This is a genomic window from Domibacillus robiginosus, assembly GCF_000966195.1.
Taxonomy (GTDB): Bacteria; Bacillota; Bacilli; order Bacillales; family Domibacillaceae; genus Domibacillus; species Domibacillus robiginosus.
Window position 1 is genome coordinate 1 of record NZ_LAHL01000044.1, and the last position, 24,454, is coordinate 24,454.

24 protein-coding genes, 1 rRNA gene and 1 pseudogene are annotated in these 24,454 nt (G+C 45.2%); 6 read left to right on the forward strand and 20 right to left on the reverse strand.

All coding sequences use genetic code 11. The annotated features are described in order from the left end of the window. Positions 1 to 71: ribosomal RNA gene (locus VP97_RS18320) — 16S ribosomal RNA — on the reverse strand; the annotation flags it as partial. Positions 72 to 505: 434 nt separating this feature from the next. Further along, on the reverse strand, positions 506 to 1,606 hold the full coding sequence (locus VP97_RS18325) for an AbrB family transcriptional regulator (RefSeq protein ID WP_050183531.1): 1,101 nt from the start codon (positions 1,604 to 1,606) through the stop codon (positions 506 to 508). A gap of 120 nt (positions 1,607 to 1,726) precedes the next feature. Here VP97_RS18325 and VP97_RS18330 point away from each other — a divergent pair, with 120 nt between their 5' ends. Further along, positions 1,727 to 2,599 carry a LysR family transcriptional regulator gene (locus tag VP97_RS18330; RefSeq protein ID WP_050183532.1) on the forward strand — a complete coding sequence of 291 codons (873 nt, stop codon included), beginning with the start codon at positions 1,727 to 1,729 and terminating at the stop codon, positions 2,597 to 2,599. A gap of 37 nt (positions 2,600 to 2,636) precedes the next feature. On the opposite strand, the gene VP97_RS18335 is transcribed toward VP97_RS18330, so the two are convergent. The 9 genes and pseudogenes from VP97_RS18335 to VP97_RS18370 all read right to left on the reverse strand — a co-directional run bounded on the left by VP97_RS18335 (position 2,637) and on the right by VP97_RS18370 (position 8,921). Next, positions 2,637 to 3,281 (reverse strand): SDR family oxidoreductase, encoded by a 645-nt coding sequence (locus tag VP97_RS18335; RefSeq protein WP_050183533.1) that lies wholly within the window; start codon positions 3,279 to 3,281, stop codon positions 2,637 to 2,639. A 76-nt stretch (positions 3,282 to 3,357) separates the two neighbouring features. After that, a complete protein-coding gene (locus VP97_RS18340; RefSeq protein WP_050183534.1) occupies positions 3,358 to 3,870 on the reverse strand; it encodes an acyl-CoA thioesterase in 513 nt (170 codons plus the stop codon). Positions 3,871 to 3,950: 80 nt separating this feature from the next. Beyond that, on the reverse strand, positions 3,951 to 4,802 hold the full coding sequence (locus VP97_RS18345) for a Cof-type HAD-IIB family hydrolase (RefSeq protein WP_050183535.1): 852 nt from the start codon (positions 4,800 to 4,802) through the stop codon (positions 3,951 to 3,953). Continuing rightward, positions 4,799 to 5,557, reverse strand: coding sequence for an inositol monophosphatase family protein (locus VP97_RS18350; protein ID WP_050183536.1), 759 nt, complete (start codon positions 5,555 to 5,557; stop codon positions 4,799 to 4,801). The genes VP97_RS18345 and VP97_RS18350 overlap by 4 nt, the downstream gene beginning before the upstream one ends. 124 nt (positions 5,558 to 5,681) lie before the next feature. Next, positions 5,682 to 5,847, reverse strand: a pseudogene (locus VP97_RS24565) (aldo/keto reductase); the annotation flags it as partial. 110 nt (positions 5,848 to 5,957) lie between these two features. Beyond that, the gene (moaA, locus tag VP97_RS18355; protein ID WP_050183537.1) at positions 5,958 to 6,974 is read right to left on the reverse strand and encodes a GTP 3',8-cyclase MoaA; all 1,017 of its coding nucleotides are present in this window, start codon (positions 6,972 to 6,974) and stop codon (positions 5,958 to 5,960) included. Positions 6,975 to 6,994: 20 nt separating this feature from the next. Beyond that, positions 6,995 to 7,228: a molybdopterin converting factor subunit 1 gene (gene moaD / locus VP97_RS18360; protein WP_050183538.1), complete on the reverse strand. Its 234-nt coding sequence runs from the start codon at positions 7,226 to 7,228 to the stop codon at positions 6,995 to 6,997. Continuing rightward, on the reverse strand, positions 7,225 to 7,677 hold the full coding sequence (locus VP97_RS18365) for a molybdenum cofactor biosynthesis protein MoaE (protein WP_050183539.1): 453 nt from the start codon (positions 7,675 to 7,677) through the stop codon (positions 7,225 to 7,227). Before VP97_RS18365 ends, moaD begins: the two co-directional genes overlap by 4 nt. Then, the gene (locus VP97_RS18370; RefSeq protein ID WP_050183540.1) at positions 7,662 to 8,921 is read right to left on the reverse strand and encodes a molybdopterin molybdotransferase MoeA; all 1,260 of its coding nucleotides are present in this window, start codon (positions 8,919 to 8,921) and stop codon (positions 7,662 to 7,664) included. The genes VP97_RS18365 and VP97_RS18370 overlap by 16 nt, the downstream gene beginning before the upstream one ends. Before the next feature lie 68 nt (positions 8,922 to 8,989). Here VP97_RS18370 and moaC point away from each other — a divergent pair, with 68 nt between their 5' ends. After that, positions 8,990 to 9,484, forward strand: coding sequence for a cyclic pyranopterin monophosphate synthase MoaC (gene moaC, locus VP97_RS18375; protein WP_050183541.1), 495 nt, complete (start codon positions 8,990 to 8,992; stop codon positions 9,482 to 9,484). Positions 9,485 to 9,542: 58 nt separating this feature from the next. Here the strand turns inward: moaC and VP97_RS18380 are convergent, their stop codons facing one another. The 9 genes from VP97_RS18380 to VP97_RS18420 form a co-directional block, all read right to left on the reverse strand. After that, entirely contained in the window at positions 9,543 to 10,043 is a 501-nt protein-coding gene (locus tag VP97_RS18380) for a MogA/MoaB family molybdenum cofactor biosynthesis protein (RefSeq protein ID WP_050183542.1), read from the reverse strand. A 14-nt stretch (positions 10,044 to 10,057) separates the two neighbouring features. Then, positions 10,058 to 11,077: a ThiF family adenylyltransferase gene (locus tag VP97_RS18385; RefSeq protein ID WP_050183543.1), complete on the reverse strand. Its 1,020-nt coding sequence runs from the start codon at positions 11,075 to 11,077 to the stop codon at positions 10,058 to 10,060. Between the two features lie 155 nt (positions 11,078 to 11,232). Next, a complete protein-coding gene (locus VP97_RS18390; RefSeq protein ID WP_050183544.1) occupies positions 11,233 to 13,383 on the reverse strand; it encodes a methyl-accepting chemotaxis protein in 2,151 nt (716 codons plus the stop codon). Positions 13,384 to 13,766: 383 nt separating this feature from the next. Beyond that, the gene (locus VP97_RS18395) at positions 13,767 to 14,639 is read right to left on the reverse strand and encodes a helix-turn-helix domain-containing protein (protein WP_050183545.1); all 873 of its coding nucleotides are present in this window, start codon (positions 14,637 to 14,639) and stop codon (positions 13,767 to 13,769) included. Positions 14,640 to 14,744: 105 nt separating this feature from the next. Continuing rightward, positions 14,745 to 15,812: an ABC transporter substrate-binding protein gene (locus tag VP97_RS18400; protein WP_050183546.1), complete on the reverse strand. Its 1,068-nt coding sequence runs from the start codon at positions 15,810 to 15,812 to the stop codon at positions 14,745 to 14,747. Between the two features lie 13 nt (positions 15,813 to 15,825). Beyond that, positions 15,826 to 16,605, reverse strand: coding sequence for an ABC transporter ATP-binding protein (locus tag VP97_RS18405; protein WP_050183547.1), 780 nt, complete (start codon positions 16,603 to 16,605; stop codon positions 15,826 to 15,828). A gap of 4 nt (positions 16,606 to 16,609) precedes the next feature. Next, a complete protein-coding gene (locus tag VP97_RS18410; protein ID WP_050183548.1) occupies positions 16,610 to 17,416 on the reverse strand; it encodes an ABC transporter permease in 807 nt (268 codons plus the stop codon). Between the two features lie 145 nt (positions 17,417 to 17,561). Continuing rightward, on the reverse strand, positions 17,562 to 17,912 hold the full coding sequence (locus tag VP97_RS18415) for a GIY-YIG nuclease family protein (protein ID WP_050183549.1): 351 nt from the start codon (positions 17,910 to 17,912) through the stop codon (positions 17,562 to 17,564). A gap of 13 nt (positions 17,913 to 17,925) precedes the next feature. Continuing rightward, positions 17,926 to 18,672, reverse strand: coding sequence for a DUF2087 domain-containing protein (locus tag VP97_RS18420; protein WP_050183550.1), 747 nt, complete (start codon positions 18,670 to 18,672; stop codon positions 17,926 to 17,928). A 264-nt stretch (positions 18,673 to 18,936) separates the two neighbouring features. Here VP97_RS18420 and VP97_RS18425 point away from each other — a divergent pair, with 264 nt between their 5' ends. The 4 genes from VP97_RS18425 to VP97_RS18440 all read left to right on the forward strand — a co-directional run bounded on the left by VP97_RS18425 (position 18,937) and on the right by VP97_RS18440 (position 24,025). Next, positions 18,937 to 19,938 (forward strand): LacI family DNA-binding transcriptional regulator, encoded by a 1,002-nt coding sequence (locus tag VP97_RS18425; protein WP_050183551.1) that lies wholly within the window; start codon positions 18,937 to 18,939, stop codon positions 19,936 to 19,938. A gap of 142 nt (positions 19,939 to 20,080) precedes the next feature. Then, positions 20,081 to 21,520 (forward strand): sucrose-specific PTS transporter subunit IIBC, encoded by a 1,440-nt coding sequence (locus tag VP97_RS18430; RefSeq protein ID WP_050183552.1) that lies wholly within the window; start codon positions 20,081 to 20,083, stop codon positions 21,518 to 21,520. Between the two features lie 59 nt (positions 21,521 to 21,579). After that, complete coding sequence (locus VP97_RS18435; protein ID WP_050183553.1) at positions 21,580 to 23,052, forward strand: glycoside hydrolase family 32 protein; 1,473 nt, start codon at positions 21,580 to 21,582, stop codon at positions 23,050 to 23,052. Between the two features lies 1 nt (position 23,053). Continuing rightward, positions 23,054 to 24,025, forward strand: a complete 972-nt coding sequence (locus VP97_RS18440; RefSeq protein WP_050183554.1) for a carbohydrate kinase family protein — start codon at positions 23,054 to 23,056, stop codon at positions 24,023 to 24,025. Positions 24,026 to 24,454 lie beyond the last annotated feature (429 nt).

A 24,454-nucleotide genomic window follows, 5' to 3' on the forward strand; every position in this document is an offset into this window, starting at 1 on the left:
GTCCGCTCGACTTGCATGTATTAGGCACGCCGCCAGCGTTCGTCCTGAGCCAGGATCAAACTCTCCAAAAAGTTTGACTTGCTCGTTTGTTTCCATTAAAACACGGGGTGTATTTAATGGAAGAAAAAAATTAAAACGTTGACGTTTATTTTGTTCAGTTTTCAATGTTCAATTCTTTTAATCCATCTTCACGACAGCTATAACAGCATATCATTAATCACTTTCAATGTCAACAACTATTCAAAACTCATTTATTTCGTGTTCAGAAGTTATTAACAAAGATAAATCATTTATCCTACCTCTCAAATACAGTCAATGTTTTTGAAAAGATATTAACCAAAACCAATCAAGGTTTTTATGTTTTGATTTACTGTTCAAGCGACGGTAATAAATTTAACACTTTTGTCTCTTGAATGTCAAACCTTTTTTGAAAAAAGACTAAAAAATAGCCCTGTGTTTCTTCCCTTCTACTAAAGAAGAAACACAGGGCGAGAAGTTTATCATACTAAATAGATGCATGAGAATGTGTTTCTCTTCTTTTCTCCCACACATGCAGCAGTCGAAAAACCGGTGGCAAAACAAGGATCACCGCAATAATACGCAAAACTTGAACCGCCACAACAAAGGTCGCATCAGCATTGAGGACTACAGCAGTTGTTGCCATTTCTGCTACACCACCTGGAGCAAAAGCTAAAGCAGCGGTCATAAAGGCAATGCCTGTCGCTTTTGATACGATATACGCACAAACAAACATGGCGCTAATAAACAGCACAGTACTAATAAGCGCAATGATAATGGTCTGCTTTAATCCATAAAACATTTCTTTTCGAAATCGTGATCCAATGGAAGCGGCAATGACAATTTGCGAAAGAATCATAATTTCATGCGGCCAGTAAGCTTGCATGTCGTAGCCGACTGCAGAAGAGGTCCCTGCCTGTACAATAGCTGTTGACAGCATGCCTCCAAGCAGCCAGGGAGCAGGAAATCTTAATTTCTTTCCGACGTGATAGCCTGCATACGCTGTTATAGCGAGAACCACCGTCCAGCCGAAGCTGGTCCATTCCAATACAGAAGGGGCTGTGTGAACAGCAGAAGCGGAAGATGGATGAAATACGAGGACCGAAACAACGATAGGAATAATAAAGATGACTAAAAATACACGCATCGTTTGTAAAATACTGACGACTGCTGTATTGGCCCCTACTTCTTCGGCAATTCCGGGCATAGCCGACAAACCGCCAGGGGCTGTGCTGAAAAAGCTTGTCAGCATATCTGTTTTGCTGAATTTCCATAAAACCACACCTGACAGAAGCGAAAATATGATCGAAAGCAGCAGCATAATGATAATAACCGCCCAATCCTTTTGAAAAACAGCGAGAACGGAGAGATTAATTTTTTGACCTAGTTCGATACCTAAAATACATTGACCCGCATAAAGCCAGTATTTCGGAACGCCTTTCTTTCCTAAAATGTCTGGCTTAGCGAAAGAAATAAGCATAGCAGCTAAAAGCGTTCCGAGCATCCAGCCAATCGACAGGCCGGTCATGGAAAGCAACAGCCCTCCAACAGCACTCACAGCAATAAACAGCCATTTTGTTTCTTTCATGGTGACTCCTTCTTTCTTCTTGTTCTACTATTTACTATAATGAAAAAAGAGAAATAAATAAAATATCATTTATCTATACTTAACGATAAATATTGGTTATACCTTTAAGGAGACGGTGGAATGGATGAACGCGACTGGCTTATATTGCAAACGCTGCATGCACATAAAAATATTACAAGCGCCGCGCGGTCACTTTATACTTCCCAGCCCGCCCTAACAAACCGGCTGAAACAAATGGAAAAAGAGTTTGGGGTGCAGATTGTTACACGCGGAAGGCGCGGTGTGCAGTTTACGCCACAGGGAGATTATTTAGCAAAGTGTGCCGATGATATGATTCACCGCATGCAAAAAATCAAAGAAAACGTATTAAACATGGAAAACACGATGACCGGCACGCTTCGTCTTGGTGTCTCAACTTTTTTTACAGATTATAAGCTTCCGGGTCTTTTAAAAATGTTTAAGGAAGAATATCCAAATGTCGAGTTTAAAGTTGTCACGGAATGGAGCAGCCATATTACCCATTTAATACACAACCAGGATGTGCATGTTGGATTTGTAAAAGGTGATTATGGCTGGAAAGATCAAAAGCGACTTCTATTTGAAGAAACGATTTGTGTGGCATCAAAGAATGAAATTGACCCGGAGAACCTGCCTGACCATCCAAGAATTGATTACAGGACCGATCAAGGACTCAAAATGGTTGTCGATAACTGGTGGGCAGAGAATTATACAAAGCCTCCTTTGATCAGCATTGACGTTGACAAAGCCGGCACGTGCAAAAATATGGTTGCAAACGGACTCGGCTACGCTATTTTGCCAAGCATGATTTTAGAAGATATCGAAAATCTCTATAAAATTCCTTTAAAGCACCCAAATGGCGAGCTGATCAAACGGAAAGGCTGGATGTTTTTTCATGAGGAGTCACTTGAATTAAACATCGTCAGAGCGTTTGTTGAATTTATCGAACGAATTGATCTTAAAGCCATTCATTAAAAAACAGCTCTCCTGTTTTTGCAGGGAGAGCTGTTTTTTAAATGTGTTTCAATGCACTGCTGATCGACTTTTCTCCAGAGATCAGATCAAAGGAACGATTAAACGTATGTGCTGCGTCAAGCGCATGAAAAATGACCGCCGCTACATCTTCACGCGGAATGGAACCGCGCTCAAGCTGTCCGCTCGCCTCTACCTTGCCTGTACCCGGCTCATCCAACAAGCCGCCAGGACGAACAATGGTATAGGTGAGCGAGCTTTGTTCGACTGCACGGTCTGCATAGTGCTTCGCCACATAGTAAGGAAGAATCGCTTTATTCCAGTTTTCGCGATTGTTCGCTTGCAGCGCACTCACCATCACAAATCGTTTTACTCCGATTTTTTCGGCTGCTTCCACCATTTTCGCTGCTCCGTCCAAGTCAATCAGAAGCGTTTTGTCAGGACCGGTGTGACCACCGGATCCAGCAGTAAAAACAATCGCATCACACCCATACGCTGCATCTGTCAGCTCATCTACACTGCCTTCCAGATTGGCAATAACTGCTTCTATTCCTTTTTCCCTTAGCGCTTTTGCTTGTTCTTCCTTACGTACCATAGCCCGCGCTTCATGCTTTTCACTATCCTGCAGAAGCCCGACTAGTTTTTGTCCGATTTGTCCGTTTGCTCCAACTACCAGCACTTTCATTGTATATGAGCACCTCTTTCCAAATCATTTCCTGCTCATTATTTCAAAAATGGAAAGTGGAATCAAACGAGACGACTCAGGGCACTAATTTATCTGTCGTTAAATAAGCCGCTAATTCTTTACTATCCTTTTTCCGCTCTTTCCGCTTTTGTGCCCGCATCGGTGCTGTTTCATTCAGCTTTTTTTCTTCATTCGTAACAGGAATCACACCGGGAACAGGAGCTGGGCGCCGGTTGTCGTCAAGTGCGACAAACGTCAAAAAAGCCGTAGCAGCAATTTTTCTGTCACCAGTTTTTAAATTTTCTGCGATAATTTTAACGAAGACTTCCATAGAAGAGCTTCCTGTCCACGTCACGAACGATTCGAAGCAAACCGAATCACTCGGGCGAATTGGATGCAAAAAGTCGACAGAGTCGGTTGAAGCCGTGACACATTCCTTCCGGCTGTGGCGCGCAGCTGAAATGGACGCAACCTGGTCCACATCACTCATCAGCCGGCCTCCAAATAAGGTGTTGTGATTGTTTACATCATTCGGAAATACCCGACTTGTCCGCACGACACGGGATTCTCTGCATTTTTTCGGCTCCATTGTTTATCACTCGCTTATCCTTAATTTTAAAAATATGCGTTTCATTATAATCTCAAACTGCGGATAAAGAAAGAAGGATTTTATAAGATCTGGTGAATCGCATGAGCGACACCAAATTCATCATTGACCAGTGTAACAGTCCCCGCTTTTTCTTTTACTCCTTCCGGCGCATTGCCCATTGCCACACTTCGGCCGGCGGCTTTAAACATCGATATATCATTGAAATTATCACCAATAGCCATTGTTTCTTTTGTTTTCACACCAAATTGATCGGCCAGCTTCCTAACAGCATTTCCTTTTGAAACATCCGGATGCATAATATCGAACACATGACTCGCTGAGGCTGTCAAAGCAAGATCACGCCGGCCTACATAACGGTCCCATGCTTCCTGTAATTTTTCTTCATCATAAGAAAAAGCGAGCAAATTAAAATACTGATCCGTTTCCTGCAGTACGTCTTTATAAGAAGTTACAAAACGAAAAGGTTCCTGGCTGAACTGCCGCTCGGCCGCTTCTTTCATTTCTTCACGGTCCGCATGCGGGTTGGCAGTTAGAATACGGTCCATTTCAACCTTCACCAATTCATGGCCGTTGTTCGGCGAAAAAATGCACTCTTCTGAAAATACTTCATAGTAAAAGCTGCGCGCTTCGAAATAAGCGAGGATCTCTTCTGCCTGTTCCCTGCCCAGGGAAACAGCCTGGACACAGGTTCCGGACGGATCGTGTATTGTCGCTCCGTTTGCACCGATAATCCAGGTGGCCAGTCCAGCTTCCTTCACAAGCTTTGAGGCATCCGGGTACGAGCGCCCGGTTGCGATCACAACCTTTATCCCTTTTCCTTGCGCTTTGCGTATCGCTTCTATATTTTCATAAGGAATCGTATTTTGGCTGCTAAGGAGCGTCCCGTCCATATCAATTGCAATTAGCTTCATCTTGCTTCCTCAATTAAAGAAATGAGTCCTTCCGCCGCCTGCTTTTGCCCAAACATCGTATACGGCCCGGCTGCTGCCATTACTCCCCCTGCTTCGGTTACAAGCAGCTGGCCCGCTGCAATATCATAAAAAGCCGGGTTCATATAAAGGGCAGCGTCCCATTTGCCAGCTGCAATATATGCGAGTGTAACAGCTGCTGTGCCGATAATGCGGACGCGATACACATCATTCACAATCTTCGAAAGCAAATCTAAACGCTGCACATTCGCTTCCCTGTTGCCGTCTTTTGCAAAATCACTGTGTGAAATAAAGGATTCTGCCAAAGGCACATTCCGTACACGAATCGGTTCACCGTCCTTAAAAGCACCCCCGCCTTTTGATGCCCAATACGTTTCATCCAGCCCTGGCAAATCAATCACTCCGACAACCGGCTCCCCTTTGTAGGTAAGCGCAATGGATACCCCATACTGCGGTACGCCAATGCTGTAGTTAATCGTTCCATCAATCGGGTCAATCACCCATTCATAGTCACTGTCCGCCTCAATCACGCCGGCTTCTTCACTGAAAATGCGATGATCCGGATATTTCTGTTGAATTCGTTCGATAATGAGCGCTTCAACTTTGATGTCCATTTCCGTAACGAAATCCTTTGCTGCTTTGATCGTCTGACCGCCCGCTTTTCCGGCATTCGGCTGTAAAAAATCACCCGCTTCCTTTCCAAGCTCAATCGCAAATGCTGTATACTCCTCGTACATCGAATCGCTCCTATCCTTATATGTATTAATCGTATCATATCAAAAAAAGAGCCTGCTTCTCCACCAATGGAGAGCAGGCATTCGTTAATAAACACGACGAATATGCTGTTTTACTTTTTCATCAAACATCGGCTGTATCAAAAAAATTCAGACCCTGTTCCATTGCGTAATCCAGTGCTTTTAGTGATTCTTCATCTGTCGTTTTTCCCCTAGAAGCCGCCGATTGCCCACGTGCCAAAGTTGATTTCGCTTACCTTCAATTCCGTATTGCCCAGTTCGCGATAGTTCATCATGATCCTCCCCTAATTAAGAAAACGCTTTTATAAAGGTAAGTATACGGGACATGCCGATAGATAAAACAAAAGTGCCAGCCCCCTGATCAAAGGAGCCGGCGCTGCTTTTACCCGCCAATATAAGACATGCCGATTTTTTTACGACTTTTCGCCGTTTGCTCTGTTCGTTCATCAGAATAGCGGTCTGTCCGCCCTTCCCATACGCTACGAATAGCCCCAGCCAGCTCCCCTTCTGAAGCACCGGAGCGCAAAAGTTCTCTTAAATCAAATCCACCTGTTGCAAACAAGCACGTATAAAACTTTCCATCCGATGAAAGCCGGGCACGTGTGCAGGAAGAACAAAACGACTGGGAAACAGAAGGAATAAACCCAACTTCTGCTTTTGTATCTTTATAACGGTACCGTCCGGCCACTTCACCAAAGTAAGCCGCTTCAGCTGGAATAAGCTCTTCTGTCTCGCGAAGGCGGTCAAGAAGCTCCCCTTTTGTGACGACTTGTTTGAAACTCCAGCCGTTGTCTGTGCCTACATCCATAAATTCAATAAATCGGAGTGTGATGCCCCGCTTCTTAAAATAAGCCGCCATCGGAACGACTTCATGATCGTTTACACCTTTTTGAACGACCATGTTGACCTTCACTGTAAATCCAAGTGACTGCGCGTAATCAATATTTTGAAGAATGATGTCCGGTGAAACTCCCCGGCCATTCATCTTCCCGAACGTTTCTTTTGATAACGCGTCCAAACTAACGTTCAGCCGCCGAAGTCCCGCATCGAACAGTGCTTTACCATGCTGCTTTAGCAGGAGTCCGTTTGTAGTTAGACCAATATCTTCTAATTCGTCAAGGGCCGACAGCATGCGGATTAAATCTGGCAGATCGCGGCGCAGCAGCGGTTCTCCGCCTGTTAACCGAACTTTCTTCACACCAAATCCTATAAACAGCGCCGCCAGCCGTGTGATTTCTTCAAAAGAAAGAAGCTCGCTTTTCGGCATAAACGCGTAATCATCACCAAAAATCTCCTTCGGCATGCAATACGTACAGCGAAAGTTGCACCGGTCTGTTACGGAAATCCGCAAGTCACGCAATGGCCGCTGAAGTGTATCGGTTATGTTCAAAGCGCTCATTCCCTTTTCATTATTTTTGGTTATCCCCCGCTTACCGGCGGAATAAAAGCTACGTGATCACCTGGTTGAACAGGCTCATCTTCGAGTACATATTCTTCATTAACCGCTATTTGCACAGCGGAAAAATCAAACTCTGGATACGATGTTTTGGCCCACTGCAGAATATCTGCTGCAGTACCAACTTCCCATGACAGCTCTTCTTCGGCTTTTCCGGCCGCTTCTTTTAAGCCCGCAAAGTAATGCAGATAAATCATGCTTTGCCTCCTTCCGGTTTATAAGCTTGATCTCCGATCCATTCTTCCCCATCTTCCCATATTTCCTTTTTCCAAATCGGCACCACTTTTTTGATTTGTTCAATCGCGTACTCATTCGCTTCATAAGCGGCTCTTCGATGCGGAGAGGAGACGGCGATGATCACCGCAATATCAGAAATAGCAAGTTCGCCAATCCGATGAACAATCGCTACGCGTGAGCCCGGCCATTTCTCCGTAATTTCATCACCGATTTGCGCCAGCTTTTTTTCAGCCATTGGCACGTATGCTTCATATTTTAAGTACATCGTCCGCTTTCCATTTGTCCACTCGCGAACTGTACCGGCAAATAGCGTTACCGCACCTGCCTCCGGATGTGTGACATAATCCATATAAAGCGCTCCGTTAATTGGCTCCTCTGTTACATGAAATGGTTTTAATTCAGCTCCCATGCTGCTGCTCCTTCCTCCGACCCAATGATCAGGACATCTACTTCATCACCTTTTTGGAATCCGCGCGTGCCGCCCGGCAGTACGATAAACGCGTTTCCTCTTGCAATTGATGTGACCGAGTTTGATTTATTAAACCCTGCCGAGCTGACCACCGCGCCTGATGGCGTGGATGTATAGACGGCCCGAACGAACCGGTTAAACGGATTTGGCTTTTTAACATCTTCCGCCAGTACTGCTTTTTCATAAGGCAAATACGGACGGACGCTCCCCATCATAGAAAGAAGCGCGGGACGTACAAAAAGCTCAAAGCCTACAAAGCAGGCGGATGGGTTTCCAGACAAGCCAAACAAAAAAGTATCCCGCACATGAGCAACTGTTGTAACGCTGCCAGGGCGCATCTGTACTTTATTAAATAACACCTCAGCTCCGAGACGGGCGTACACAGCCGGCAAGAAATCAAAATCACCTACCGATACTCCACCCGTTGTGATGACGGCATCACATTCATCAACTGCTGCTTTTACCATATCAAAGCAGGCATCCTCATCATCGGGAAGCGAACCAAGCAGCCGGCACTCTATGCCCATTCGTGCCAGCTGAGCGGCAATCATAGGACCATTCGAGTTGCGGATTTTCCCTGGCGCAAGCGGCTCATGAACGTCAACAAGCTCGGTGCCTGTTGCCAGCAGCCCGACGACCGGCTTTTTCGCTACACGCACCTGTGCGTACCCGAATGTTGCCAGGACAGCGATAACGCCAGGCTGGATAAAAGTGCCGGCTTCGACGATGATCTCTCCTTCCTGTGCGTCTTCTCCTCTTAATGACACGTTTTCAAGTGGTTCAAATGGCTTGCGAATAGTGAATGTGTCGTCTTTGATCACTGTCTGCTCCAGCATCACAACAGCATCCGCGCCTTTTGGCAGCGGCGCCCCGGTCATGATACGAACCGCTTCTCCCGTGCCGACTGTATGCGGCGACACAGCTCCTGCGCCAATGTGATCAATGACGCGAAACGTAATACGCGACTCGCCAGAGGCGCCTTTTGTGTCGGCGGAGCGGACGGCAAATCCGTCATACGGAGAACGATCAAACGGGGGCACATCGTGACTGGCTCGAACCGGCTCCGCTAAAATCCGTCCGTATGCTTCATGGAGCGGCACCGTTTCTTCTGTTAAATGTGTCACCCGTTTCATCACTCTCTCAATTGCTTCTTTTACTGCAATCGGCTGTCGCTTTTCAACCATTCTCTTTTCCTCGCTTTCTTTTTCCCATGCTATACTGAGAATTATCTATTACTTGAAAGGATGTTTATATGTCTGAATTCACGCATTTTAATGAGCAGGGACGCGCTAAAATGGTGGATGTTTCCGAGAAAGCAGAAACGGTCCGTCTTGCTGTCGCTCATTCCTCCATTGAAGTAAACCAATCCATTTATGAGCAGATCACACAAGGTACAAATAAAAAAGGGGATGTTTTTGCGGTTGCTCAAGTAGCCGGCATCATGGCCGCTAAACAAACCTCTTCGATTATTCCTATGTGTCACCCTATTCCTTTAACCGGTGTTAATATCACGTTCCATTGGGAAGTAGACGAAGCAGCCGGCCGCTTTGTTGTATTCATTGAGGCAGAAGCGAAAACAAAGGGTGTAACCGGTGTTGAGATGGAGGCATTAACTGCCGCTTCAGCCGCTGCTCTCACTATTTACGATATGTGTAAAGCATCCGGGAAAGAAATGGTGATCGGCCCAACGTATTTGCAGACAAAGTCAGGCGGAAAAAATGGGGACTACGAACGCGGCCGCAGTTAAGCGGCCTCCCCTCTCCCTCTCTACCATCGATTGAAAAACTCTACACTTTCATATCCCTTTATTTTCTAACTTCATGAAGCAGATGTGCCGCTTCCGGCAAAATCAACTTCCGCACGGCAAGATCCACTGCACCGCGCGAGCCCGGCAGAGCAAAAAGCAATTTTCCACCTTTAACAGTTCCAGCTACAGCTCTTGATAACATTGCTTTTGTGCCAATATCTTCTGTTAAACTCAAATAACGGAAAAATTCCCCGAATCCAGGAATTTCCTTTTGGAGCATTGGTTTTACCGTTTCAATGGTGATATCACGGGGTGCAATACCGGTTCCGCCTGTTACAATAATCATATCAATCTGTTCGTCTTCAAGCCAATTCTCAATCACCGCACCTACTGCTTTCTGTTCATCAGGCACGACATCATAATGAACGATTTGATGTCCATTCTCTTTCAAAAGAGCCTGGATATGAGTACCACTTTTATCTGTTTCAACCGTTCGTGTGTCGCTCACAGTAAGAACACCAGCTGAGAATGACGTTTCCTTCCCAAAATCGACTGACATTTCTTCTGTCCCCCTCAGCTGAAAAGCTGGTTATATATTTTTAAAGCCTGTTTGATATCCTGCATTCCATGAAAAAATAAACGCCCATTTTGGAATAAAACAATTCTGTGTTCCCCAAATGTAATCTGTAAAAAATAAGGTGTCCGCTTATGTTTTAATTGCTGCTTTTCGGCTATTCTCTCCCCGTCTTCAAGCGTCAGCGTCCGGCCGGCGCCTGGTGTCAGTTGAACGGTATCACGGCCGCACAACAAAGCTGCCTTTGTTTCGTCTGACTGACTCAGGGCCGGATACGTGCGTTCCGCTCCGCACGACGGGCAGTCCGACCGCTTCATTTTTTTCACACCGAATGCATGCTTTTCATTTGTCCATGCATCAATCCGCAGCATATCACGCCGCATAGAATCAGCGTTACCTGTTAACCATTTCAGTGCTTCAGCGCACTGAAAAGCCGCGGTTATATAGACAGCCGGCGCAATCACCCCTGCTGTGTCACATGTTTCAGCAGAAGAGGGAAGCACGGGCAACAGACACCGAAAGCAAGGGCCTTCTTCAGGAATAAACGGCATAACGACACTTGTTGCCCCGACGCACGCTCCATAGATCCAGGGAATGCCGTGCTTAACACTTGCATCATTGATAACAAGACGTGTTTCAAAGTTATCCGTTCCGTCAATCAGCAGATCGCTTCGCTGCGCCAGCCATTCAATGAGCGCTGCGTCCGCATGGTCCATCCAGGTTTCCACCACAACCTCGCTATTCACAGCCGCAAGACGATTTTTTGCCGCTTCCACTTTCGGCATCATATCGCGCGCATCTGCTTCTGTGTAAAGCGGCTGCCTGTGCAGGTTGGATATTTCCACATAATCACGATCGACGAGCAGCAGCCGGCCGACACCTGCCCGAGCCAGCGTGTCCGCCGCAGCGGAACCGAGTGCTCCGCAACCAACAATTGCTACAGTCGACTGTGCTAGCCCTTCCTGGCCTTTTGTGCCGATCGGATAAAATTTTTGCTGCTTCGCAAACCGGTTTTCCATTTTCCCGCTTCCTCCCTGACGCTTTTCCCATCTTCATAGATACATGACTGTATACTTTTAACAGCTTTGCTTGATTCTTTTATTTTACCATACTCTTTTTCTTTCCGCGCACCCAGACAAAAGGACAAAGGCGTCTCGCAACACGCGAAACACCTTTATCCTTTTGACAGTGTAAATTTATCAATGGCCCTTTGAAGTGTATCAACAACGAGGGAGCTTTGCTCTGAATCAAAACGAACTTCTTTAATCAGCTCAGCCATTTTCCCTGCCGACCCGTCCACCTGCTCGACTGTCTGCGCATTTTGTTCATTGATTACCGCCATGTTTCCAATGATCTCTTTCATTTGTTCTGTTACGTCCGGCTGCGAATCCGATGTTTGCGCCATAGCAACGAGCACATCTTGTACACTGTGTACAACCTCAACACCGCTCGCTACTTCCTGGGTGCTGTCGTCAATAGCGGAACGGACCTGTGCAGAGCTATATTCAATTTGATCAAGCGTATCGCTAATTCCTTTTGTTGCACTTGTTGTTTGGTCAGCGAGCTTGCGGATTTCAAGCGCCACCACTCCAAAGCCTTTGCCATACTCTCCGGCCCGTGCTGCTTCAATGGCTGCATTTAAAGCGAGCAGGTTTGTCTGGTACGCAATTTCGTTAATCGTACCAACAATGCTGCTGATACTGCCGGATAACGATTCGAATTGATCCGTCATCACCATGGCATCATTTACTTTCCGAACAATCCCATCCATTTTTTGATTGATGCCGCCAACTTCATTTTGCGCATGCTCAATTTGGTCAAACGACTGCTGCTCAAGTCCGGCCAGTGTATAACTGATTTGGTCTACCTGTCCCATCGCCTGCTTAACGTCTCTTACCTGCTGCTGAATAGCTTGAAGCATTTCACCCATTTGATCGATGACGAGAATGGAATTCTGTTCAGCCAGGCTCGCTTTTCCACGAAGAGACTGGTTTGTTTCTTCTACATCTAAAGCCGCCGCTTTTACTTTTGCCATCAGCTCGTCCTGGCTGTCAATTAAGTTATTGACCCAGCGGCCAAGCGCGCCCGTTTCATCGTGAAATAAAAGCTTCGAGTCAAGCCGGCTTGTTAAGTCCCCGCCACCTTCCGCAATTTCCCGGGTAATGTCTGTCATCTTTCTTAATCTTTCTATAATCGGCAGCAGGCTTCTCCGGTAAAAGACTGCTGAAGCCCCAGTCCCATATCCCAAACCGATCATGACATCTACCCAGACTGGTATTCGAGGCATCATAGCAAGCGATTGCTGAAGCAAAATACCGATAAACAAAAACAACATAAACTGCCCAATGAGCCGCCAGCCGATAGACCGTGTACGATATACCTCCTCGAGATCTCCCTCACACATCATCCCCCATACATCCAGAGAGCCGGGCATTTGAAAAGTAACCCCTTTACCAATGACAGGAATATGCCGGTAGTCCGAATAGCCTGGAAACTCGACAAATAAATTGCTGCTGTTTTGAATGGTATTGGCCACACCCGGATGCAGTTCGTTTGTAGCGGGGTCTGTGAAACGAATTTCAAATTCGGTATGGCGCTGAATACGCACAGTTCCCCAGTGCTTTGTATGAATACCGTCTTTTAAATTCTCTCCATGTGTAAAAGTCCGATCTTCAAAGCGACTTCGAGACAAAGCTGTTCCCGGCGCAACGGAAGAATCAAAAACCGATTTGGCCATAAACAAGTAATTATCTCCCGAGTCGGGATAAATGTGCCCGGCTTCTCGCTGAATTAAATCCCCGAGTACATCGTTTGGAATTCGCGCAGCAATCAACTGCGATGTGTTAGGCACCGGCTGCAAAAACAGCAGTGTCACTTCATCATGAAAAGAAGAGGAGCGAGGACCGATTACTTCCGTATCCGGATCGGCATAAGGCCCAAGTAGGAACGGCTTTTGCCGGCGAAAAGCTTCTGCAGCTGCCGGCTCGATTTTAGCGTTTACAGAACGCCCCGTATGTCCAGCGAAGGTTGAATGATCAATCGTATACATATCATTGATTATAAAAAGCTCTGTTATATAGCGATTTTTTTGCTTTTTTCTCAGCAAATATGTATCCAATTCTTCAGTTGAAAGACTTGTCCACTCCTGTGCCATATGCTTTAGAAAAAACCATTGCTCTTCTGCCCATTCTCTCAACAGCATCATGCGTGTACGGGCAATGCCTTCAAATACTTCTTCTACTGAATATTTCGTACTCCTGTTTAAGCGGTATGACCACCAAAGAGGAAGCCCTTCACGCGCTCCAAGCCAGCCAAACATCTTCATTTCTCTCACCACTTTCTTGAATGTAATAAAACATGACACGAGTTAGATATAAAAGTTATTATATTCTGAACGTTCCCTGTATTCAAGACTTTTTTACTAAAAAAGGACGATAAAAACAAAGAAAGCCAGATAAATTTTGTGAATTTACCTGACAATTGGATTAGATTTTCTATTGTATTTTTGTTTCGTTCAACTAGTTATCGATGGCGATAAGGAAGGTGGGAGTGCCTGCAAGTGTGCATATTAAAGATGAAGTGCTGTTGCTCTGATTGCCGTTATGACCACCTGTATCTTTTGACCCTTTTGCTGAACCAATCCCCTAATACCATCTATTTCAATATAAAATCTCTTCAAAAAGCGAAATAATCTATACCCGTTTCCGATTATTCAAAAGATAAATTAACCGGCTCATCAGCTAAAAATCCTTCTATATTTATTGCAGTAGATTCCGTTTTTTCATCCACTTCCTCAAAAGAAAACTGATCCACAAAGACCCGCCCCCCACCTGACAGCAGCACGCCAAATGCAATAACGGCGCTGTTTTCAGGCACATCGAGTACGACGGTATAATGATTCCAGGTCGTAGTTCCCTTAATCGGCCGATTGCTCATATTGTCAAATTGCAGTACATCATCTGAAGCACTGTCTATACGCATCCATAAACCCGCAAACCCTTCTACATTTTGGGTTTGGATAAAGCATGACAGCTTTAATCGTTTCCCCCGGTAACGGTCCGCTTTAAACTGCTGCATCATTGTTGCAAATTCCCCCGGGTCCTGAACCGTTTTTGAGCTCAAATAACCGGACGCTTTTCCAGTGTGAACAACTTTTCGGTCTACCCCCATCTCGTAATTAAACGGGTGGCTCCCGCTTAAAAACCATCCATCCATTTGTTGCTCCATCTTTTTTCCCTCCTCTTTTTGAATAATTTGTCTCATTGTTTTGCGGTATCGTCCCGGCGGTAATCCGTAAGCGCGCTTGAAAACGCGTGTGAAAACTTCCTGTGATTCAAAGCGATAGAACAGGGCAATATCTAAAATTCTTTCATTTGTATGAAGAAGCGCGGCAGCCGCATGTGCTAGCCGTCTTATCTTCACATAAGCGGCCGGTGACATGCCGACTTCCGTTTGAAAAATACGATGGAAATGATACATGGAAAAACCAGCAGCAGCAGCTATTTCTTCGACGGTAAGGGTTTCGTTTAAATGTGATTCAATCCAGTGCATCGACTGCTGAATCGACCACGTGTAATTCACTCGATCACCTCCTCTTACAAGCATTGTATCAACTTATCAATTCCGTTTTTTGACTTTTTTTGCGACTTTCTCAAAAAAAAAGACCAGGCATTTGCACCTGGTCTCTTATTTATACGGTCCAATCAGCTCGACCGCTTTTTCTGTAACGCTCGTATCAATTGCTTTATCAAAATCAAACTCGCCGCGGATCGCTCCGTTTTTCTTATACATATCATATTGATGGCGAATGTCATCGACAAACATTTTTCCATCTGGATCCAGACCTGTTACATACACTTCTTCCCACACGGCGGCATCTTTCAAAGAAGTATACTTGGTCATAATGTTAATGATCTCTTCCTTGCTCTCTTCTTTCTTAAAGGCATCGTTATAGTCGCGGACTCCTTTTAAATAAGCAGCCATAAAGCGCAGAGAAACATCCTTTTGTTCGTTAATAAACTGCGGCGAGCCGAGCACCATGGCAATTTGCGCTTTCGGTGCAAAATCGGTTGCATCACCGAAGCGGACATGAATACCTTCCGACATCCCCTGTGTAATGAGCGGTTCAATTTGAAGTGCCGCATCAACGGAGCCATTCTCAATGGCCGCAAGCATATTGCCGAAGTCCGGCATTAAAACGAATTCCACGTCACTTTCCTTTAAGCCGGCGTGCTCAAGCATTTTTCGGAAGATATAATCATCAACCGCGTGCTCGGTGGACACGGCTACTTTTTTTCCTTTTAAATCGCTGTAATTTTTAATGTCATCCTTCCTGTCTGCGCCAATCACAAAAGTAAAATACGATTTCCCTTTTTCATTGTGCCCTTTGTCAGCGATGATTTTTACATCGATTCCTTGAGCAATGGCGTTAAAGAACGAGGCGGAAGAAACCCCTCCCGCAATATCTACTTCCCCGGATGCAAGAGCGGGAAGCATGTCATCACTGTTAGCAAAGGTCGCAAATTCCACTTCAATGTTGTAGTCCTCAAAATATCCTTTTTCATTGGCAATGTAAAACCCAGCACCGGATGCCGAACCGTCTTCTGCTATAATGACTTTTGTTTTTTCTTCCAAAGGAGCCAGATCACCGGATGGATTATTCTTGCTTACTTCATTCCCTACACTAGATGGTTTTTCTTCTCCACAGCCCGCTAAAAGGAACATAACACTTAACAATCCAATCCACTTTTTCATTCGTCTGCTCCTTTCATTCTCTCGATCCCTGTACTTCGTCCTGCAGGTGCTGCCATATTTTCGAAAACGCAGCGGCCATTTCGGGGTGGGACCGAATGTCTTCCAGTTTTCTTGGTCTCGGCAGATCAATGCGGACATCAGCGGCAATACGACCAGGCTGTGCACTCATTAAAAGTACCCGGTCACTTAAATACAGCGCCTCGTCGATACTGTGCGTAATGAAAAGAACCGTTTTCTTTGTTTCAGACCAGATCGACAGCAGCTCTTCCTGCAAAATAAACCGATTTTGTTCATCAAGCGCTCCAAACGGCTCATCCATCAGTAGAATTTCAGGGTCATTCGCGAAAGCTCTGGCAATGCTGACACGCTGTTTCATCCCGCCGGATAATTCTTTCGGATACATTTTCGCAAACTTTTCCAGCCCGACTTTCGTCAGAAAATACTGTGTTTTTTCTTTCACATATGCTTTTGGTAAATGGCGCATATTTAAACCAAAAGCGACGTTTTCTTCTACTGTCAGCCAGGGCAGCAGGCCCTTTTCTTGAAATACCATTGACTGGCTGGGACGGTCTTTTCCACTTCTTTGAATCTCAAAGCGACCGGCACTTTGTTTTTCCAGGCCGGCAATAATACGGAGCAGCGTCGTTTTCCCACAGCCGCTCGGCCCAACCAGACACACAAATTCTCCTTCTGCGATATCGATAGAAATTCTTTCAATCGCCGTCGTACTCCCTTGTTTCTTATAAAATACTTTGGTCAGCTCACGTATCGCTATTTTCGGCTGCCCGCTCATCCTGTCACCTCCATGGAAGTAGTTTTTTTTGCAGCCCCCGCAGCAGCAAAGAAAAAAGATAGCCGAAAAAGGAGATTAAAATCAGTCCGACAAACATGTCTTTAAGTAAAAATGCATTGTAGGATGTCCAAATTAAGTAGCCTATTCCCGAGCGGGCTCCCATCATTTCAGCTGCCACAATGGTCAATAAAGCAATCGCCTGCCCCATTTGAATTCCTTCAAGCATAAATGGAAGCGAGCCGGGCAGAGCAATTTTCAAAAAGAAGTCTTTGCGACTGGCTCCGTAGTTTTTTGCCACATCCAGGTACATTGAATCAATAGAAAGCACACCCGCGGCTGTATTGATTACGACCGGAAAAAAAACACTCCCCGCAATCGTCACAACTTTTGACGTTTCACCAATACCAAACAGGATTAGAATAATTGGCAGCAACGCCAATGTGGGGATGGGCATAAGCGCCATAATAAGAGGAGAAAGAAAATGCCTGATTGGTGCATATAAGCCCATAAACAGACCGAGGATAATACCAGGAACTGCTCCAAGCAAAAATCCCGCTAGGATACGGAACAACGAAATTTGAATGTGCTCGAACAATTCACCGCTCACCGTAAGTTCAACAAACGCAGTTGCGATTGTAGTCGGCGGTGGAAAAAAACGGGCATCCATTAAGCCGCTTCGAGATAAAAATTCCCAGATAAGCAAGAGAAAAAGGGGAGAAAAAATAGTCAAAGCTGTTTTGGCCCTTTGCCGATTTCGTTCTTTTTTCCATTCCTGTTTTTCAGTTTCAACCGGATTGTGTAAAATTTTCATGTTCACCACCTCTTCTTACCAATAATATGCATGGTTTGAAAAGTGTGTTCCACTGCAAAAAAAGCCGGCTCACTCTTTTTTTGAGCAAGCCGGCTTACTGCTTTTGTTTTTATCTGTGGAATGGTTCAACAAAAAGCTTCACTCTTTACTTCGGCTGGTTATATCCTTTTTCTCCATACGGCTGCTTTTTTGCAAGCCAATTTTCTTCGAGCTTTTGAAGTGCTCGCTTTTCGTCAAAAAAGCCCGTTTCCGGTTTTTTCAATCGTTCAAGAACCGTAAATTGAAACGCTTCTTTTCCAAATTCATCCCATTCTTTCTGCAAGGCTTTGTTTGTACTTGAACCTGCTTCGAGTTCAAACTTCCGCCCGTTCAACGTTTTTAAATTACGTGTACTGCTGATGAATATCTTTTGATTTATCGTGTTTTTTATTTCATATACACCTGCTTCTACCTTTAATTCTTTAAATTGCTGCTTTAATTCCCTTTTCCGTTCCATCATTACATCCCCCTTATTCATTCACCCAATATTCACTTCCGTCCGGCTTGCGGTTCAAGAAGCCATATTCAATCAAATACCTTCTTACTTTTACGTAATCGTGGAAGACAGCAAAAAGCACTTCATTTGTTTTTTTTTCGTTATATACCTGTCCCGCTTTAAACGTTTTCGCAATTTCCCGCATGACGATCAGCCGCTGTTTTTCTTTCGGAGGAAAAGCGAGAAGGACTCCATCCGGTATAAACTTTTGAATCGTTTTTTGTTGTTCTTCTTCTGTTACGTTATAGCGGCTGTCAATCATTCGGGCTTGTTTATGCGGGGGCACAACCACAGGGGCATGCGTATCTCGTTCATTTAACAGCTCCATCACTGCCAGAAACATTTTGGCCTGACGCTCTTTTTCTTTCAGTACAAAACGATGGTTGCGGATCGTAGACATACTCCCAATCCCCATTTCTGACTGTACTTCTTTATTACTTTTTCCCTCATAAAAAAGACGCAGCAGCTTGTTCTGATGCTCAGTCAGTCCCGTCAGCTTTTTATCCATTTTCATGATATAGTCAAAAACGGATACGTGCTCCTGCTCAATATGGGCCTGTGTGTAACGCTCTGCCTCATAAAGCTTATCTTCAAACGGATAAACAATGCCTTTCTCAATTCTCTTTCCACACAGCAGGCAGGTAAAAGAGTCACTTTCTTCTACATATCCTTTTTTTAATTCTTGAATCGATGCGCTCCAAAAGATTCCTGAATTGTCCATAATCCAAACATTCCTTTTTATCGTTTATTTATTTAAAGACATATTAATAAAACGTTTGTTATATGTCAATGAAAAAACCAGTTACTTTTTTGAGGAGTTAATGTAAGTCAGTTTAATGTTTTTTCCACATACCTTTTACTTATTAAGATCAGACTGAATTGCCTTTTTAAATGTTATCCAGCGATTGCTGTGCATATTTTTACTTTCTTGATTTTCTCCCTTCTCTTCAATCATGTATAGTAGAGAGAAGAAACGGAGTGGGACTTGATGAAAACCATTGCAGATATTGCCAAAATCGCCGGCGTGGCAAAAAGCACTGTATCACGATTTTTAAACGGCGGCTCAGTCAGTGAGGAAACAAAAAGAAAAATTGAACAGGTCATTAATGAGACCGGCTATACACCGAATACCTTTGCACAAAGCTTAAAAGCAAAAAAAACAAATATGATTGGCACAATCGTTCCCCGGCTCGATTCCTATGCTACTTCCCGTACACTAATGGGCATTGATGAACGGCTTCGTGAACTAAATTACCATATGCTCGTTTCCAATACCGGCCAGGATCTGCAGCGGGAAATTGAAAGCATTTATACGCTTGCCAAACAAAAAGCGGCGGGCATTATTCTGCTTGCTACCCAGGTAACAGATGCACATTTACAAGCGTTTCGCAGCATTGATATCCCCGTTCTTCTTGTCGGCCAGCAGCATGAAGAGGTATACAGCCTGATCCATGATGATGAAACAGCAGGCTACGCCATCGGTAAATACATTGCCCAGCGCGGACATAAAAAAATTGCTTTTCTTGGGGTCGGCGAATATGACGTAGCAGTCGGAGTCAAGCGAAAAAAAGGAGTTGCCCGGGCGATGCGCGAACATGCGGAAGAAGTAGAAGCCCGTTTTTTTGAAACGACTTTTAATATGACAGACGCTGCCGAAAAAGCTGAACAGCTCTTTGATGAATTTTCACCTTCCGCCCTTGTTTGTGCTACTGATAATATTGCTTTTGGGGCAATGAAAGCCGCTTACCGGAAAGGGCAGTTCGTTCCGAAGGATATTTCCATTACCGGCTTTGGAGGTTATGAAGTAACCGCTATGATGCATCCTTCTTTAACAACGGTTCATATTCATTTTAAAGAAGCAGGTCAAACAGCAGCAGACCATATTGTTAAATTGATCAAAGGTGAAGAAATTCCTAAACTAACGTACTCACGCTTTGAACTTATTTTGCGAGAAAGTGTTGACATTCGTACAGATCATCTTTTATAATCATATCAAAACCGGTTCCATTTCCGGTTTTCCTATTTACTCGCTATTGGAACCGGTTCCTTTTTATTTAATGTTTTCAGGAACCGGTTCCAAATAATCTTACATGAGATGGTTATACTTTACTTACAAAGGAGGAACTCCAATGAATTACCCCGAAATTGCCCGCGAAACGCTCGAAGCACTTGGCGGAAAAGAAAACATTGCAGCGGCAGCTCACTGTGCTACACGGCTTCGGCTTGCTCTGCATGATGAATCGATTGTTGATCAGGAAAAGCTTGATGGGATGGACAGCGTAAAAGGTACTTTTTCCACCGGCGGCCAATATCAAATTATTTTCGGCTCCGGAACAGTCAATAAAGTTTACGTAGAGTTTGCCAGGCTGACTGGTACCGGTGGTATGTCAACAGCCGATGTAAAAAGCGCCGGCGCAAAAAAAATGAACCCTCTCCAGCGGTTTGTAAAAATGCTGTCTGATATTTTTGTACCGATTATTCCAGCCATCGTTGCCGGTGGTCTGCTGATGGGAATCAACAACCTGCTCACGGCGCAGGGACTGTTTGTAGACGGCAAGTCACTGATTGAAGCTTATCCAAATATGGCTGATTTAGCAGCTCTTATTAATACGTTCGCAAATGCTGCTTTTGTGTTTCTCCCTATTTTAATTGGTTTTTCCGCAACCCAGCGTTTTGGCGGCAACCCTTACCTTGGCGCCACGCTCGGTATGCTGATGGTTCACCCAGATTTATTGAATGCTTATAATATTGCAGATGCTCTAGCTAAAAATGAGATTCCTGTATGGTCCATTTTCGGATTTGAAATCGAAAAAATCGGTTACCAGGGTACGGTCCTTCCCGTTCTCGCTGCTTCTTTTATTCTGGCGAAAGTGGAACTCTCCCTTCGAAAAATTGTGCCATCCATTTTTGACAACTTGTTAACACCGCTTTTAACGATTTTTATTACAGGTATTTTAACGTTTACACTTGTAGGTCCCATTACTCGTTCAGCCGGTGACCTGCTGTCTGACGGGATGATCTGGCTTTATGATACAACTGGTTTTGTGGGTGGCGCGCTGTTTGGCCTGCTTTACGCACCGATTGTGATTACAGGTATGCATCACAGCTTTATTGCAGTTGAAACGCAGCTGCTTGCTGATATCGCCAAAACAGGCGGCTCCTTTATCTTCGTTGTAGCCACTATGTCCAATGTCGCACAGGGAGCAGCGACGCTTGCTGTCTTTGTGAAAACGAAAAACAAAAAGCTGAAAGGAACTGCTTCAGCTGCAGGTGTTTCAGCCCTGCTTGGTATTACAGAACCGGCGCTGTTTGGAGTGAATTTAAAGCTTCGCTATCCGTTTATCGGGGCATTGATCGGGGCTTCTGTAGCAACGGCATACGTTACATTCTTTAAAGTAAAAGCGATCGCACTTGGCGCAGCAGGCCTGCCGGGCATCATTTCTATTCAGCATGACGGACTGCTTCAATACGTAATCGGAATGATTATTGCCATTGTTGTTGCTTTCGCTGCAACAATTCTTCTTGGAAAACGTGATGAGAAAAAGCAAGCTTTACAAAAAGCAGCATAACACTTAGGTGGAGAAGCCTCTCCACCTCCTTTTTATTTTAATTATATGAGGTGATCAATTTGCAATGGACAACAGAACAGCGCTATACACGGATTGAAGACGTATCTAAAGACGAATGGGCCGCATTAAAAAAGCAGGTGGACTGTTCTCCGTGGCGGCAAACTTACCACATTCAGCCCCAAACAGGTCTTTTAAATGACCCGAACGGCTTTTCTTTTTATAATGGCGAATATCATTTGTTTTATCAATGGTTCCCGCTTGGTCCTGTTCATGGAATTAAGTACTGGTACCATACCAAGTCAAAAGATCTCGTTCACTGGGAGAATGCTGGCATTGCCCTTCATCCAAATGATGACTTTGACAGTCACGGGGCTTATTCCGGCAGCGGTATTGTGCATAACGAAAAATTGTACTTAATGTATACTGGCAACACGCGGGATGAGCAATGGGTACGCCATCCAAAGCAAAATATTGCTGTCATGGACAAGCAGGGCACCATTCAAAAATGGGAAAAGCCTGTTATCAATGAGGTGCCCTCTGGCTATACCGATCATTTCCGCGATCCCAAAGTGTGGGAAGAAAACGGGCTTTTTTATGCCATTATCGGTGCCCAGCGGACAAACTTGACGGGCTGCGTTGTGCTCTACAGCTCCCCGGATATGGAAACATGGACATTCGAAGGCGAAATCGAAACCGCTCTTCCCCACTTCGGGTATATGTGGGAATGTCCTGATTACTTTACGATTGATGGACAGGGTGTTCTTATTTTTTCCCCGCAGGGCATTGCGCCCGAGGGCGATTGCTATCATAATATTTATCAATCCGGCTATGTTTTCGGGAATCTTGACGTTGAAACACAAAGCATAAATCATGGCGTATTCACCGAGCTGGACCGCGGCTTTGATTTTTATGCGCCGCAAACCATGAAAGCGCCGGACGGACGGCGTATTTTGGTCGGCTGGATGGGGCTTCCCGAAATGTCTTACCCAACAGATGTACATGGCTGGGCGCACTGCCTGACGCTGCCCCGGGAGCTCACGATTGAAAACGGACGCCTTATACAAAGACCTGTCCGGGAGCTTCAGCAGCTGCGCGGTGTTCAAATGGAGACTTCGGCCGATCTTTGTGACGAAATGCAGACCTTTGACAGCTTTAGCGGCACAGCTTTTGAAATGATTTGTTCATTCGAACTGGATGATGCAGATTCATGCGGAATTGAAATTCGGGTAAATGATGAAGAAAAAACTGTTATTGCGTATGACGCTCTCGAGCAAAAGGTTCATTTAGACAGAACTTATTCTGGAGCACTTGCTGATTCCAAATACGGCAGCGTTCGCAGCTGCTCATTAGCTGCAGAAAAAGTAACATTTCATTTATTTGTTGACTCCTCCTCACTTGAGCTGTTTGTGAACGATGGAGCCGAGGTTTTTACAAGCCGCATTTTTCCGAGCAAAGATTCGGCAGGCATCCGCTTTTTTGCAAAAGGCGGCCGCGCGTCATGCCAGGCGGTAAAATGGACGATAGGAGCGTAAAATGAGTACATTATTCGCAATTGGAGAAGTATTAATTGATTTTATTCCGCAGCAAAAAGGACAGGCTCTTAAAGATGTTATATCCTTTGAACGCGCACCGGGCGGAGCCCCGGCCAATGTAGCCGCTGCCGTTTCAAAACTCGGCGGGCAGTCTGCTATGCTGACAAAGCTTGGCTCGGATGCATTCGGCGATTTTTTATTGGAGAAGCTGACAGAAGCTGGCGTGGAAACAAAGCATATTATTCGCACGAGCGAAGCGAATACGGCCCTGGCTTTCGTTTCTCTTCGCGAGGACGGCGAACGCGATTTTTCTTTTTATCGGAAGCCCTGTGCAGATCTGCTGATGACAGCAGACGAAGTCGACGGAGCTTTGTTTCATTCCGGTGATATTTTGCATTTTTGCTCAGTGGATTTAGTAGAAAGCCCGATGAAGTACGCGCACATGAAAGCGATCGATCAAGCCAAACAGCATGGTGCTCTCGTAAGCTTCGATCCAAACGTCCGGCTTCCACTTTGGGAAGATCCGGACGTTTGCCGCGAAACGATTTTAGCGTTTATCCCAAAAGCACATCTCGTCAAAATCTCTGACGAGGAGCTTGCGTTTATTACCGGTATTTCAGATGAAAAAGAGGCCATCACTTCTCTGTTTACAGGGGATGTAAAAGCGGTCGTGTATACACGCGGTGCAGCAGGCGCTTCACTGTTCGTGAATGGAAAAGAGACGCAGGCAGACGGCTTTTCTGTACAGGTTCAAGATACAACGGGTGCCGGAGATGCTTTTATCGGAGGCTTTTTGTTTCAGCTGCTTCAAGCTGGTGCCACTCCTGAAACTCTATCATTTCATCTTGAGCAGTATGGGGAGGACATTGTGCGCTTTTCCAACGCTGCTGGAGCGATTACGGCCGCTGGTAAAGGGGCAATCTCCGCTTTGCCTTCCCTTCAGCAAATAAAACAACTGCTGCAGCTCTCTTAACAAAGTGTAAGCAGCACAAAAAAACACCGCCCCATTTTGGGCGGTGTTTTCAGATTGTAGACAAATTATATGGATGACCGTGCACATGAATGAAATAGATCGGCGGCGTCCAGGCAGCTCCGCTTTCCATGGGGCAGGCGCTGAGCCCGACTGCGCCTGTCGGCTCCTCCGGTCTCAGCTGCCCGCTCGTCCCATAGGAGTCTGCGCTGCCCTCCCGCCGCCAAAGTAGCTTGCACTAAGAGTGTATACAGCAAATAAGGTCGTATTTTTTCTTTTTGAAAAAGAGAAAATGTCTCTCCAGCTCTTGGCTGATTGATCTTCAATACCACTTAGTGAAGACTGCCGGACAATGACTCCTACGGGAAGTACAGTGAGTCAGAAGCTCCCGTAGGCGCAAGTCGAGGAAGCTCCCGTACTGCCTGCGGAACG

Excerpts from the sequence above, each read along its gene's own strand:
- VP97_RS18325 (WP_050183531.1), bottom strand. The coding sequence starts at position 1,606 with ATGAAAGAAACAAAATGGCTGTTTATTGCTGTGAGTGCTGTTGGAGGG.
- VP97_RS18330 (WP_050183532.1), top strand. The coding sequence starts at position 1,727 with ATGGATGAACGCGACTGGCTTATATTGCAAACGCTGCATGCACATAAA.
- VP97_RS18335 (WP_050183533.1), bottom strand. The coding sequence starts at position 3,281 with ATGAAAGTGCTGGTAGTTGGAGCAAACGGACAAATCGGACAAAAACTA.
- VP97_RS18340 (WP_050183534.1), bottom strand. The coding sequence starts at position 3,870 with ATGGAGCCGAAAAAATGCAGAGAATCCCGTGTCGTGCGGACAAGTCGG.
- VP97_RS18345 (WP_050183535.1), bottom strand. The coding sequence starts at position 4,802 with ATGAAGCTAATTGCAATTGATATGGACGGGACGCTCCTTAGCAGCCAA.
- VP97_RS18350 (WP_050183536.1), bottom strand. The coding sequence starts at position 5,557 with ATGTACGAGGAGTATACAGCATTTGCGATTGAGCTTGGAAAGGAAGCG.
- moaA (WP_050183537.1), bottom strand. The coding sequence starts at position 6,974 with ATGAGCGCTTTGAACATAACCGATACACTTCAGCGGCCATTGCGTGAC.
- moaD (WP_050183538.1), bottom strand. The coding sequence starts at position 7,228 with ATGATTTATCTGCATTACTTTGCGGGCTTAAAAGAAGCGGCCGGAAAA.
- VP97_RS18365 (WP_050183539.1), bottom strand. The coding sequence starts at position 7,677 with ATGGGAGCTGAATTAAAACCATTTCATGTAACAGAGGAGCCAATTAAC.
- VP97_RS18370 (WP_050183540.1), bottom strand. The coding sequence starts at position 8,921 with ATGGTTGAAAAGCGACAGCCGATTGCAGTAAAAGAAGCAATTGAGAGA.
- moaC (WP_050183541.1), top strand. The coding sequence starts at position 8,990 with ATGTCTGAATTCACGCATTTTAATGAGCAGGGACGCGCTAAAATGGTG.
- VP97_RS18380 (WP_050183542.1), bottom strand. The coding sequence starts at position 10,043 with ATGTCAGTCGATTTTGGGAAGGAAACGTCATTCTCAGCTGGTGTTCTT.
- VP97_RS18385 (WP_050183543.1), bottom strand. The coding sequence starts at position 11,077 with ATGGAAAACCGGTTTGCGAAGCAGCAAAAATTTTATCCGATCGGCACA.
- VP97_RS18390 (WP_050183544.1), bottom strand. The coding sequence starts at position 13,383 with ATGAAGATGTTTGGCTGGCTTGGAGCGCGTGAAGGGCTTCCTCTTTGG.
- VP97_RS18400 (WP_050183546.1), bottom strand. The coding sequence starts at position 15,812 with ATGAAAAAGTGGATTGGATTGTTAAGTGTTATGTTCCTTTTAGCGGGC.
- VP97_RS18405 (WP_050183547.1), bottom strand. The coding sequence starts at position 16,605 with ATGAGCGGGCAGCCGAAAATAGCGATACGTGAGCTGACCAAAGTATTT.
- VP97_RS18410 (WP_050183548.1), bottom strand. The coding sequence starts at position 17,416 with ATGAAAATTTTACACAATCCGGTTGAAACTGAAAAACAGGAATGGAAA.
- VP97_RS18415 (WP_050183549.1), bottom strand. The coding sequence starts at position 17,912 with ATGGAACGGAAAAGGGAATTAAAGCAGCAATTTAAAGAATTAAAGGTA.
- VP97_RS18420 (WP_050183550.1), bottom strand. The coding sequence starts at position 18,672 with ATGGACAATTCAGGAATCTTTTGGAGCGCATCGATTCAAGAATTAAAA.
- VP97_RS18430 (WP_050183552.1), top strand. The coding sequence starts at position 20,081 with ATGAATTACCCCGAAATTGCCCGCGAAACGCTCGAAGCACTTGGCGGA.
- VP97_RS18440 (WP_050183554.1), top strand. The coding sequence starts at position 23,054 with ATGAGTACATTATTCGCAATTGGAGAAGTATTAATTGATTTTATTCCG.